Origin of the sequence: Humidisolicoccus flavus, assembly GCF_045689595.1 — a bacterium.
Classification (GTDB): Bacteria; Actinomycetota; Actinomycetes; order Actinomycetales; family Microbacteriaceae; genus Humidisolicoccus; species Humidisolicoccus flavus.
The window spans coordinates 2288718-2301482 of the sequence record NZ_CP142724.1; the positions used below are offsets into that span (position 1 = coordinate 2288718).

Here is a 12765-nt window from a genome sequence, read left to right on the forward strand (position 1 = left end):
ATACGGTGGAAACCATGGCTGAAGCTTTTGATGTAGTTGATTTGATTCGTACCAAGCGTGATCGCGGGGTGCTCACCACCGACGAGATCAATTGGCTCGTCGACGGGTATACGCGCCTGTACATCGATGATGCGCAGATGGCTGCGCTCGCGATGGCGATCCTGTTGAACGGTATGGAGCGCCGCGAGATCAGCGACCTCACGATGGCGATGATCGCAAGTGGCGAGCGCATGGACTTCTCGTCGCTGCGCGCTCCGACGGTCGACAAGCACTCGACCGGTGGTGTCGGTGACAAGATCACCCTGCCGCTTGTTCCGCTCGTCGCGGTCTTCGGCGCCGCGGTGCCGCAGCTCTCGGGCCGTGGGCTCGGGCACACCGGTGGAACGCTCGACAAACTCGAGTCGATCCCTGGATGGCGAGCGGCACTCTCGAACGACGAGATCATGTCGCAGCTCGACACCATCGGTGGTGTCATCTGTGCTGCAGGTTCCGGACTCGCTCCCGCCGACAAGCGTCTCTATGCGCTTCGCGACACGACCGGCACCGTCGAGGCGATTCCGCTGATCGCATCCTCGATCATGTCGAAGAAGATCGCTGAAGGCACCGGCGCCCTGGTGCTCGATGTGAAGTTCGGCTCCGGAGCCTTCATGCAGGACTTCGAACGCGCGAAAGAGCTCGCGCAGACCATGGTCGCGCTCGGGACCGATGCGGGCGTCAACACGCGCGCGCTCCTGACCGACATGAACAGCCCGCTGGGAAACGCGATCGGGAACGCGAACGAGGTTCGCGAATCGGTCGAGGTGCTCGCAGGTGGCGGGCCCGCAGATGTCGTGGAGCTCACGGTCGCGCTCGCGCAGGAGATGCTCGCCGCGGTTGGTCAGCCGGACGTTGACGTCGCAGCTGCGCTCAAGGACGGACGAGCAATGGATGTCTGGCGCAAGATGATCGCTGCGCAGGACGGCGACCCGGACGGCGCGCTGCCGGTTGCCAGTGAAACGCACACCATCGTCGCGGCATCAAGTGGCGTCATCACGCGTCAGGATGCGCTGCCGTTCGGCATCTCGGCCTGGCGTCTCGGGGCCGGTCGTGCACGGGCAGCTGATCCTGTGATCCACGCGGCTGGGATCGACCTGCACGCGAAGCTCGGCGACACCGTGACAGAGGGTCAGCCGCTCATGACGCTTTCCGCCAACGACGCCTCTCGTTTCGAACGTGCGATCGCAGCGCTCGACGGCGCGTGGGAGATCACGCCGGCCGCAGAGAGCACCTTCAGCCGTGGGCCGATCGTGCGCGAGCGTCTGAGTTCCTGACCGTCCTGCACCGCTGACCGAGAAAAGGCTGGGCCCAGATGGGTCCAGCCTTTTTCGCTGCTGCGCTGCTGCGCTGCTGCCCTGCTGCGCTGCTGCTGTTCCGCGCAGTCGTGACCGCAGCGGGAAGTGCGCGTTCTGCGGCGTCGCCTCAGGCTTCGGCGCTGGCTGCGATGATCTCCGCGACGCCCTCGGGGGTCAAGACGTGATTCGCGGCCAGAATACCCGCGCCGAGGACACCGGCGAGCGACCCGCCACGGGACTGAACGATCCCGAGATGCTGGGTGGCCAGCGGAATCGAGCGACGGTAGACGACTTCACGAATTCCGGCGATGAGCTGCTCGCTCGCGCGGGGAATGCTGCCTCCGATCACGATCACCGAAGGGTTCAGCAGGTTCACGACCGTTGCGAGCACCTCGCCGATTTCACGGCCCGCGGTGCGGGTCTGCTCGAGCGCGGTGGCGTTGCCTGCACGGATGAGTTCGACCACATCGGCGCTCGTGTGCGCGTCGATGCCCTGTTCGCGGAGCTGTCTTGCGATGGCGGGTCCGCTCGCGATCGCTTCGAGGTCGCGCTCATCGGACGGGTCACGAGTCGACCCAGGGCTCCACGGGACCTGCACGTGCCCGAGGTCGCCCGCGGCACCCTGCGCGCCACGCTGAAGTTGACCGCCACTTACGATTCCGGAGCCGATACCGGTCGAAACCTTCACGAAAACCAGGTCTTCCACCGCGGGCCACGAGGTCGTGAGTTCGCCGAGGGCGAGGATGTTGACGTCGTTGTCGACGAGCACGGGGACGTCGAAATGGCGTCGAATGTAGGCGGGAACGTCGAAACGGTCCCACCCGGGCATGATCGGGGGGTTCGTCGGACGGCCGCTGGAGAATTCGACGGGACCGGGGATTCCGATGCCGATTCCCGCAATCGCGTTCGCGTCGTATTCACTCGCTGCGATCAGCTCACTGATCGCGGTGACAACCCAGTCGAGGATGGGCTCGGGGCCGGCAGTGATCTCGATGTCTGCCCGCGAGTTCGCGAGGCTGTTGCCGTTGAGGTCGGAGATCGACACGAGACCGTGGGTCGCACCGAGATCGACGCCGATGACGATTCTGGCGAGCGGGTTGAAGGCGACCCGCGAGGGCGGGCGCCCGCCCGAGGAGTTTGCTTCACCAGCGGGGATGAGCAGGCCGCTGGCAAGGAGGACGTCAACACGCGAGGTGATGGTGGAGCGGGCGAGGCCCGTGATCTCTGCGAGCTCGGATCGCGTGCGCCCACGGCCGTCGCGCAGCTTTTGCAGCAACTCGCCAACGCCTTCGGTGTTGAGTGCTTTTGCGGGCCGTGCAGAGTCAGACATGACGAACATTTAACCAGTCTTTCGAGATCAAAGATGGCACTTTTTGGTCACATTTGACGTGTTCGTCAACTGAAATGACATCAATTGAACGTTAGGGCGCAAGTTTTGCTTGCACGACGACAAAAGTCGGATACAGTTGAATCAGCAAGCCTCGGATAGGGGCCAACACACAAACTCAACGAGGAGCACAGTGAGTAGTCAATCTGTTTCCGTCCAGCTCTACAGCATTCGCCGAGAGATTGAGCGCGGAGCACACGCAGCACTGCAGCGCATTGCAGACATCGGATTCCAGAAGGTCGAGCCGTACGGCTTCGTCGAGCGGGCCGAGGAATACCGCGGGCTCTTCGATGAGTTCTCGATCTCAGCGCCGACCGCGCACGCGCGCCTGTTCGGCGCCGACCTCAGCGCTGTCTTCACCGCTGCAAAGACCATCGGTGCGACCACCGTCATCGACCCCCACCTCGGCCCGGCTCGCTGGGCGACGCGCGAGAGTGTGCAGGAGATCGCTCGTGAACTCGGCGAGATCTCGAAGCGCGCCGCAGATCACGGACTCCGCGTCGGGTACCACAACCACGAGTTCGAGTTCACCCAGCGCATCGACGGTGTCGCGGCGTTCGAAGTCCTCGCCGGTGAGCTCGACGACGCTGTTGTCCTGGAACTGGACACATACTGGGCCGCAGTCGGTGGAGAAAGCGACGTCGCTGCACTGCTCGGCCGTCTCGGAGAGCGCGTGGTCGCGCTGCACGTCAAGGACGGCCCGCTCACGATGGACGACACCGAACAGGTCGCCGTCGGCGATGGTGCGATGGACGTTCCTTCAATTCTCGCCGCAGCGCCGAATGCGCTTCGCGTGATCGAGCTCGACGACCACACCGGTGACATGTTCACCGCAGTCGAGCGCAGCTTCGGATACCTGACCGGATTGGAAAAAACCCGATGACAAAGCAGACCGTAGGTGTTGGACTCATCGGAGCCGGCACGATCTCGTCGCAGTACCTCGAAAACCTGACGAGCTTCCCGATCCTCGATGTTCGCTTCATCGCCGACCTCGATGTCGAGCGTGCACGCGCACAGGCGGACGCGTTTGGCGTCGCTGGTGCTGGCACCGTGGAAGAGCTGCTCGCCGATCCGGAAATCGAAATCGTCGTGAACCTGACGATCCCTGCCGTGCACGTGCAGGTCGGGCTCCAGGCGATCGCTGCCGGGAAGCACGTTTGGGGAGAGAAGCCGCTCTCACTCGACCGTGAAAGCGGTCGCGAGCTCCTCGAAGCCGCCAAGGCCGCGGGCGTTCGAGTCGCCTCAGCGCCAGACACCTTCCTCGGCGCGGGGCTGCAGACTGCTCGCCGCACGATCGAGAGCGGTGCAATCGGCACGCCATTGACAGCGGTCTCGCTCTTCCAGGTGCCAGGACCCGAGTCATGGCACCCGAGCCCAGAGTTCTTGTACGCGCACGGCGGCGGCCCGATGTTCGACGTCGGACCGTACTACCTCGTGACCCTGTTCGAACTGTTCGGACCGGTCGCGAAGGTGGTCGCCGCCTCTTCGAAGTCTCGGGAGACTCGCGTCATCGGCTCCGGGCCGAAGGCCGGCACGGAGTTCCCCGTCGAGGTTCCGACCCACATCGGTGCGACGCTCTGGTTCGAGGGCGGAACGAGCGCCCAGTGCGTCTTCAGTTTCGACTCGAAGAAACGTCGCGCGGGCTTCGTGGAGATCTCTGGCACGGATGCAACCGCAGTGCTGCCAGACCCGAACGTCTTCGACGGCGACACCGAAATCTGGCGTGAAGAAAGCGACACCCCAGAACTCGTGCACGCTGAGGGATCGCTCTGGACGCGCGGCGTCGGAGTTGCCGAGTTCGCGGAGTCGATCCGCGCTGGTCGCCCCGAACGCGCCAATGGCGAGCTCGCGTACCACCTCATCGATGTCATGGTCTCTCTCGCAGAGTCAGCGGACGAAGGCCGCATCGTCGAGGTGGCGAGTTCCTTTACGCCAAGTCAGCCACTGGACCCAAGTTGGGATCCGGCCGCGCCATTGTCGAGCCAGCCGTGAGTTCCACGCTCGAGAACTCGGGCGGCACGGATTCGATCCTGGTCCCTCCGGGGGCAGCGTTGCACAGCACGCCCGCGGAGCCAAGGGCCACTGCTCCAGGGAAGGCGGCGCTTCGCGTCGCCTTCCTCGGAGGAGGCTTCATGGCTCGGGTGCACAGCCGAGCAGCACGAATGGCCGGTGCAGAGTTAGTCGGCATCGCAACCTCGTCGCCGGAATCAGGTCGTGAAGCAGCGAAAACCCTCGGGATCTCGCAGAGTTTCGATTCGGCCGAGCAGTTGTTGAATGACCCGAGCATCGACGTGGTTCACATCTGCAGCCCGAATGCGACTCACGCCGATTTCGCCCGACAGGCAATCGCCGCGGGCAAGCACGTTGTCTGCGAAAAGCCGCTCGCGACGAGCCTCGAACTCGCCAAGGGATTGGTCGAGCTCGCAGAGGCAGCAGGTGTGGTCGCAACCGTCCCGTTCGTGTACCGGTACCACCCGATGGTTCGGGAGCTGCGGCGTCGAGTCATCGAGGGGGAGGCCGGATCGCTCTTCAGCGTGACGGGCTCGTACCTGCAGGATTGGCTGCTGCATCCGTCCGATGACAATTGGCGCGTCACGGTTGATGACGGTGGGCCATCGCGGGCATTCGCGGACATCGGCTCGCACCTGGTCGATCTGCTCGAATTCGTGACCAACGATCGGATCGTGCAACTGACCGCGCAGATTCAGACGGTGCACAACCGTCGGGGCGGCGAGCTGCAGCAGCAGAACGAGGATCAAGCGGTCCTCCTGATTCAGACGGAGCAGGGTGCCATCGGTACGCTCTTCGTCTCGCAGGTTGCTCCGGGACGGAAGAACGCACTCGTCATCGAACTCGCCGGCAGCGAAGAGTCGTTGCGATTCGAACAGGAAAACCCGGAGAACCTCTGGGTCGGTCGTCGCGTCGGCTCGCAACTGCTGACGCGTGATCCTGACTCGCTTACCGGCGATGCGAAGCGCCTCTCGACCGTTCCTGCCGGGCACCCGCTCGGGTATCAGGACGCGTTCAACGCGTTCGTTGCCGACACCTATGCTGCGATCGAAACGGGCGAGGTGCCCAGCGGGACGCCGAGCTTCGCTGATGGAGCCCGGGCGGTCTCGCTCACTGAAGCGGTTCTGGAATCATCGAAGCACCGCGCCTGGATCGAAACTGCAATGACGCAAGAAAGCGAAGTGTTGGCATGACCGAATCAAGTTCCCGACCAGTCACTCTGTTCACCGGACAGTGGGTCGACCTGCCACTCGCCGAGGTCGCGCAGCGCGCGGCCGGGTGGGGGTATGACGGCCTCGAACTCGCGGCGAGCGGTGAGCACCTCGATATCTGGCGTGCCTCGGAAGACCCGTCGTACCTCGCGGAGCGCAAGGCGATTCTCGAGGACAACGGTCTCAAGGTCTGGGCGATCTCGAATCACCTGACCGGCCAGGCGATCTGCGACGATCCGATCGATTTCCGACACAAGGCGATCGTTCGCGAGCGCGTGTGGGGTGACGGAGAGCAAGAAGGCGTTCGCGAGCGTGCAATCGAGGAGCTCAAGCGCACCGCAAAGGTTGCACGCGCAATGGGCGTCGAGATTGTCACCGGGTTCACTGGTTCTGCGATCTGGAAGTACGTTGCGATGTTCCCGCCCGTTTCCGCAGACGTCATCGAGGCGGGGTTCGAGGACTTCGCCACGAAGTGGAAGCCGATTCTGGACGTCTTCGAGGGTGAGGGCGTGAAGTTCGCGCTCGAAGTTCACCCCGGTGAAATCGCGTACGACTACTGGAGTTCGAAGCGAACCCTGGAGGCGATCGACAATCACCCGGCCTTCGGCTTCAACTGGGACCCGAGTCACCTCGTGTGGCAGGGCGTCGATCCGGCGGGGTTCATCATCGATTTCGCCGACCATATCGTGCACGCGCACGCGAAGGACGTCCGACTTCGTCCAGCCGACGGCCGTGCCGGGCGTTTGAGTTCGCACCTGCCCTGGGGCGACCCTCGGCGTGCGTGGGACTTCGTTTCGGTTGGGCACGGCGATGTCCACTGGGACAGCGTGATTCGTGCGTTCAACACGATCGGCTATCAAGGTCCGCTCTCAGTCGAGTGGGAAGACGCAGGAATGGATCGCTTCCATGGGGCTCAAGAGGCGCTCGAAGTCGTGCGCAAGCTCACCTGGCCACTTCCGACGTCGTCGTTCGACGACGCGTTCTCGCACAACTCGTAACACAGACGTGGTGCCGGGCGACCGCACGCCCGGCACCACCTTTTCTTCTCGCGTCTCGGCGCGAACTGCGCGATCGCTCTGGTGCCATTCACCGGTGATCATTAGTGCTTAGGCACAAGTTGCACAAAAGTTATCAACTTTTTGCAACGAACAGAAAACTTTTGGTTGCTTTACGACAAAAGTTTTCCTACACTGATTTTGGGTCCGCGATGATGCGGTTCGTTGTGGGTCCCTCATCTCTCTGATTGATGACACAGCGAAGGGCACCAAATGTCTACACGTAGGACGCGAAGGGGAGTCAGCGCCGCAGCAGTCGCGCTCACCGCCGCACTCACAATGACCGCATGCGCCGGCGGAGACGGCAGCACAGGCGGCGGGGGAGGCGGAAACGCCGGAGAATCTGAAGTCGTGGTTTACACAGGAGTAACCGGCGACTTTGCAGAAAACTTCAACCCCTTCATCGAAGGAAACCTGCAGTCGACTCGTGGAGTGATTTACGAGCCACTGTTCTACTACAACATCACCTCGGGCGGAGACCCAGAGCCACTGCTCGGTGAGACGTTCGAATTCAACGAAGAAGGCACCGAACTCACTGTCACGACCCGCACCGACGTCGCCTGGAGCGACGGCGAAGCGTTCAGTGCTGCTGACGTGGTCTACACCTTCGAACTGATCTCCGAGATTCCTGCGTTCAACACGGCAGGCTACGACGGCGAAGCAGAGCTCGTTGACGAGAACACCGTGAAGTTCACCTTCCCGGAACCATCGTTCACGGACGCGGTCTCCTACATCGGAAACACGGCAATCGTTCCAGAGCACATCTGGTCTGAGATCGACGACCCGACCACCGACCAGAACGCACAGCCGGTCGGCACGGGCGCATTCACGCTCCGCGAATTCAACTCGCAGAACTACCTGCTCGAAGCGAACGAGAACTACTGGGGCGGACGCCCAGCGGTCGACACCGTGCGCTACATCTCCCTGACGGGAAACCAGTCGGCAACGGACACGCTCCTGCAGGGCCAGATCGACCTCGCGGGAATCTTCCTGCCAGACATCGAAGGTGTTTTCGCAGGAACCCCGCTCGACTACACCAACACGCCGCTGAACCAGACGTCGTTCTTCACCTGCTCGGATGCCGCCATGGGCTGCACCGGACCGCAGACCGACATCGCAGTTCGTACGGCGATCTACCACGGCCTCAACCGTGACCAGCTGAACACTCTCGCGTTCTCGAGCTACAACGGTCAGATGTCACCGACCTTCGCGCTCCTCGACCGTGACGAGCAGTGGATCTCGCCCGAGCACAGCGAGCCAGTGCCAGGCACCGCAAACGTCGAGGCTGGAATCGCAGCGCTCGAAGAAGCTGGCTACACCCGCGGATCAGACGGAATCTTCGCGAAGGACGGCGAACGAGTCAGCCTCACCGTGCAGGTTGTGACCGGTTGGACCGACTACATCGCAGCAATCGACGCAGCAGCAGAACAGCTGCTCGAAGTCGGCATCGAACTGAAGCCGGCTCAGGTCTCCTTCCAGGAGTGGACCGCGAACAAGACCAACGGAAACTTCCAGCTCTCGCTCGACTCGCTCGGACAGGGTGTTGCGGCGGATCCGTACTACGTCTACCTGCGCTACTTCCACTCCGGGAACACCGCTCCGGTTGGTGACGTCTCGGGAAACAACTTCTCGCGATACAGCAACCCTGCAGTTGACGCGGCAATCGACGCTGCTGGTGCAACGCTCGACGAGACCGTGAAGGCCGAACAGTACGCGCTCATTCAGGACGAGATCGTGGCGGACATGCCATACATCCCGATCCTCGTGAACTCCGCGCTGACGATCTACAACACGGAGAACGTTCAGGGATGGCCGACCGAAGACAACATGTACGCCTACCCGCGCCCAGACCGCGCGTGGGATAACGGCATCGTGTTGAAGACGATCGAACCAGCGAACTAAGCCGTGATCCGAGGAGGAGTAGAGAGAGGCTCAACACAGTGAGATATATCGCTCGCAAACTTGGCTTCTATGCCGTTGCGCTCTGGGGCGCACTGACCGTGAACTTCATGCTTCCGAGACTGCTGCCGGGAAACCCGGTCGACATTCTCGTCGCGAAGCTGTCGGCTCGCGGGCCAGTGAGTGACGAGTTGCGCGAGGCACTCCAACTCCTCCTCGGAGGGGACCCTGATCAGGGAGTTCTGGAGCAGTACTGGAACTACCTGGTCGGGATCTTCACGGGAAACCTTGGAATTTCGATTACGTACTACCCGGTCCCGGTCGTCGAGATCATCGGTCAGGCATTGCCCTGGACGGTCGTCATGATCGGAATCGGAACCCTCTTCGCATTCCTCGTGGGTGTCACCCTCGGAATGCTCGCAGGCTGGAAGCGTGGCTCGTGGCTGGACAACTTGGTTCCCGTCACGACCATGTTCCAGGCGGTGCCGTACTTCTGGCTCGCACTCGTCCTGCTCTACATCTTGTCCGTCGGCATGAACGCCTTCCCCGTCAGCGGCGGCTACGACTACAAGCTCGCACAACCAGGCTTCACCTGGGAATTCTTCAAGACCGCCGTCTACCACGGCACACTGCCGGCACTGACGATCGTGATCTCCTCCTTCGGCGGATGGCTGCTCGGCATGCGTAACATGATGGTGTCGACCCTCTCTGAGGACTACATCGTCACGGCTGAAGCAAAGGGCCTCCGCCCGGTTCGCATCATGACCGCCTACGCAGCCCGCAACGCGGTGCTGCCGTCGGTCGCAGGATTCGCGATCTCGCTCGGCTTCGTCGTTTCCGGCTCGATCGTGACCGAGCAGGTGTTCTCCTACCCCGGTATCGGAAGCACGCTGCTCCAAGCGGTGAACAACAGCGACTACGCCCTCATGCAGGGACTGTTCCTCGTCATCACACTCGCTGTGCTTGGCGCCAACCTCATCGTTGACTTGCTCTACGTCGTCATCGATCCACGGACTCGAGCGAAGGGATAAGGCGTCATGACGAACGACAACGACCGCCCACTCGGCGACGAGAACGACCGCCACGCAGCGGAAGACGCCGCAGAGGCGCGACACGACGCAGGCCGAACCGAACAGGAGATCCTGTTCACCGACCTCGCCGTTCCCGACACCGCCTCATCGAGCGTCGCAAAACGTGAAGACAGCGCTTCGCTCCTGACCGCGCAGTTCGCTGCGGTTCGAGCTCCGGAAGCGCCAGCGAAGGCACGACGGTGGCGCGATGTGCTCCCGCCGATGACGCCGAAGCTCGGCACCGGACTGGTGCTGATCGGGCTCATCACGGCCTTCGGGATCTTCGGCCCGATGTTCCTCGGCAGCCCTCGCGCGATTCGCGACATCAGCCGGACGCCACCGAGCGCAGAATTCTGGCTCGGCACGACGCAGACCGGCCAGGATGTGCTCGCGCAGCTCGCGCATGCAACCCAGGGCTCGCTCCTCATCGGCCTCGTCGTCGGTGTTCTGGCACTCGTGCTCTCGATGATCTTCGGAGTCATCGGTAGTTACGTCGGCGGATGGCTCGACGAGAGCTTCTCGCTGTTCACGAACATCATGCTCGTGATCCCCGGTCTCCCGCTCGTCATCGTGATCTCCAGCTACGTCGAAGACAAAACCATCTGGGTCCTCGCGGTCGTGCTGGCGATCACCAGCTGGGCCGCCTCGGCTCGAGTGCTGCGCTCCGTGACGCTCTCCTTGAGAAACCGCGACTATGTGGCAGCGGCCCGAGTCTCCGGCGAAAAGCAATGGCGGATCATCGGCGTCGAAATCCTGCCAAACCTCATGCCCGTGCTCGCCTCGCAGTTCGTGCTCGCGATCATCGCAGCGATTCTCGCTGAAGCAGGCCTCAGCTACCTGGGTCTTGGCGCCTCGGGCACCTTCACCTGGGGAACCATGTTGTTCCAGGCGCAGAACGGCTTCGCGCTGACGCTCGGAATCTGGTGGTGGTTCATTCCACCGGGCATCATGATCGCCGTGCTGGGTGGAGCGCTCTCGCTCGTGAACTTCGCAATCGACGAGGTCGTGAACCCGAAGCTCCGCACGACCACACTGCGGAAAGACAAGAAGCGCATCAAGCGTCGCCTCAACATGAAGACCGAGGGAGGGGTCGCGGTATGAGTGACAACACGCTCTTGACGATCAAGGACTACAACATCGTCTACGAGACCGCGCAGCCGGTGCACGCGGTTCGCGACGTCAACCTCGAACTGCAGCGTGGTGAGATCCTCGGTCTCGCAGGCGAGTCAGGGTGCGGGAAGACGACGCTCGCCTACGGCATCAACCGGCTTCTGCGCCCGCCAGCGGTGATCCGCACGGGCAGCGCGATTCTGCACGACAAGTCCGGAACCGATATCGACATCAACGCGCTCGGCACGAAGGCGCTCCAGCAGTACCGCTGGGACAAGGTCTCGATGGTGTTCCAGGGTGCAATGAACGCATTGAACCCGGTCATCAACATCGAGAAGCAACTGGGCGACATCTTCACGACGCACCGCCCCGAGATGTCGAAGGCGGAACGGCGCGAGGAGAGCGCAGGACTGCTCGACCTGATCGGCGTCGGGCGGGACCGACTGCGTTCCTTCCCGCACGAACTCTCTGGCGGAATGCGACAGCGAGTCATGATCGCGATGGCGCTGGCGCTCAAGCCCCAGCTCATGATCATGGACGAACCCACGACCGCGCTCGATGTGCTCGTGCAGCGAGACATCCTGCAGGAGATCAGTGAGCTGCGGGAGCAGTTCGGCTTCTCCGTGATCTTCATCACCCACGACCTCCCGCTGCTGCTGGAGATCAGCGACCGAATCGCGGTCATGCTGAAGGGCGAGATCGTCGAACTCGGTGAAGCAGAACGAATCTTCCGAAACCCCTCGCACGAGTACACCGCAAAGCTCTTGAAATCGTTCCCGAGCCTCACGGGCGACCGGGGTGGATTCATCCGGAGCGGGAACGACGAAACCATCGTCGCCGAAGGAGCAGCACAGTGAGCGTTCTCGAGTTTCGCAACGTGTCGAAGCAGTACAACATCCGCGGGTCGAAAAAGCTCATGGCGGTCAACGATGTGAGCTTCACGCTCGAGCCGGGAAAGACGATCGCGCTCGTTGGGCAGAGCGGCAGTGGAAAATCCACGATCGCGAAGATGCTCGTCCAGCTCGAACGACCGAGCTCGGGGCAGATCCTGCTCGATGGGAAGCCGGTCTCTCGCTTCGGCAAGGGTTTGCGCGATTACCGTCGCGAAGTGCAGATGGTCTTCCAGGACCCCTTCGCCTCGCTGAACCCGTTCCACACGATCGCCCATCACTTGGCGCGGCCATTGCTGCTGCACAAGCAAGCGACGAAGAAGAACCTCGACGCGGAGGTCGAGCGCCTGCTCGAACGCGTGCAGCTCGTTCCCGGCGCCGCCGTCCGCAACCGGAAGCCGCACGAGCTCTCCGGTGGTCAGCGGCAGCGCGTCGCGATCGCGCGAGCGCTCGCTCCGAAGCCGAGCGTGCTCATCGCTGACGAGCCGGTTTCGATGCTCGACGTCTCGATTCGGCTCGGAGTCCTGAACCTGCTCGGTGAACTGCAGCGGCAGGAGAACCTCGGCGTGCTCTACATCACGCACGACCTCGCGACCGCGCGTCACTTCAGTGACGAGATCATGGTGCTCTACCAAGGCGTCGTCGTGGAACAGGGCCCCTCGGACGAGGTCATCTTGAACCCACAGCACGAATACACCAAGCGCCTCCGCGACGCCTCTCCGAACCCGGAAGCGCAGTTCGCCGAGAAGTAACGCGCAGGCTCGTTCGTGGTGCTTCGAGACACCACGCACCCGTCTGCACG

The 12765-nt window shown here is 62.6% G+C and carries 11 protein-coding genes; 10 read left to right on the forward strand and 1 reads right to left on the reverse strand.

Annotation, left to right across the window (positions count from 1 at the left end):
- Nucleotides 1–14 precede the first annotated feature (14 nt).
- Entirely contained in the window at nt 15–1310 is a 1296-nt protein-coding gene (locus U2H20_RS11015) for a thymidine phosphorylase (RefSeq protein ID WP_430592324.1), read from the forward strand.
- A gap of 148 nt (nt 1311–1458) precedes the next feature.
- On the opposite strand, the gene U2H20_RS11020 is transcribed toward U2H20_RS11015, so the two are convergent.
- Nucleotides 1459–2670: an ROK family transcriptional regulator gene (locus U2H20_RS11020; RefSeq protein ID WP_430592325.1), complete on the reverse strand. Its 1212-nt coding sequence runs from the start codon at nt 2668–2670 to the stop codon at nt 1459–1461.
- Between the two features lie 181 nt (nt 2671–2851).
- On the opposite strand from U2H20_RS11020, the gene U2H20_RS11025 reads away from it, so the two are divergent.
- The 9 genes from U2H20_RS11025 (at nt 2852) to U2H20_RS11065 (ending at nt 12715) form a co-directional block, all read left to right on the forward strand.
- A complete protein-coding gene (locus U2H20_RS11025) occupies nt 2852–3601 on the forward strand; it encodes a sugar phosphate isomerase/epimerase family protein (RefSeq protein WP_430592326.1) in 750 nt (249 codons plus the stop codon).
- Nucleotides 3598–4710 (forward strand): Gfo/Idh/MocA family protein, encoded by a 1113-nt coding sequence (locus U2H20_RS11030; protein ID WP_430592327.1) that lies wholly within the window; start codon nt 3598–3600, stop codon nt 4708–4710. The genes U2H20_RS11025 and U2H20_RS11030 overlap by 4 nt, the downstream gene beginning before the upstream one ends.
- The gene (locus U2H20_RS11035; protein ID WP_430592328.1) at nt 4707–5921 is read left to right on the forward strand and encodes a Gfo/Idh/MocA family protein; all 1215 of its coding nucleotides are present in this window, start codon (nt 4707–4709) and stop codon (nt 5919–5921) included. The genes U2H20_RS11030 and U2H20_RS11035 overlap by 4 nt, the downstream gene beginning before the upstream one ends.
- On the forward strand, nt 5918–6937 hold the full coding sequence (locus U2H20_RS11040; RefSeq protein WP_430592329.1) for a sugar phosphate isomerase/epimerase family protein: 1020 nt from the start codon (nt 5918–5920) through the stop codon (nt 6935–6937). The genes U2H20_RS11035 and U2H20_RS11040 overlap by 4 nt, the downstream gene beginning before the upstream one ends.
- Before the next feature lie 270 nt (nt 6938–7207).
- Nucleotides 7208–8896, forward strand: coding sequence for an ABC transporter substrate-binding protein (locus U2H20_RS11045; RefSeq protein WP_430592330.1), 1689 nt, complete (start codon nt 7208–7210; stop codon nt 8894–8896).
- Between the two features lie 38 nt (nt 8897–8934).
- Complete coding sequence (locus U2H20_RS11050) at nt 8935–9924, forward strand: ABC transporter permease (protein ID WP_430592331.1); 990 nt, start codon at nt 8935–8937, stop codon at nt 9922–9924.
- Between the two features lie 6 nt (nt 9925–9930).
- Nucleotides 9931–11064: an ABC transporter permease gene (locus tag U2H20_RS11055; protein WP_430592332.1), complete on the forward strand. Its 1134-nt coding sequence runs from the start codon at nt 9931–9933 to the stop codon at nt 11062–11064.
- Nucleotides 11061–11930 (forward strand): ABC transporter ATP-binding protein, encoded by an 870-nt coding sequence (locus U2H20_RS11060; protein ID WP_430592333.1) that lies wholly within the window; start codon nt 11061–11063, stop codon nt 11928–11930. Before U2H20_RS11055 ends, U2H20_RS11060 begins: the two co-directional genes overlap by 4 nt.
- Entirely contained in the window at nt 11927–12715 is a 789-nt protein-coding gene (locus tag U2H20_RS11065; RefSeq protein ID WP_430592334.1) for an ABC transporter ATP-binding protein, read from the forward strand. The genes U2H20_RS11060 and U2H20_RS11065 overlap by 4 nt, the downstream gene beginning before the upstream one ends.
- Nucleotides 12716–12765: the final 50 nt, after the last annotated feature.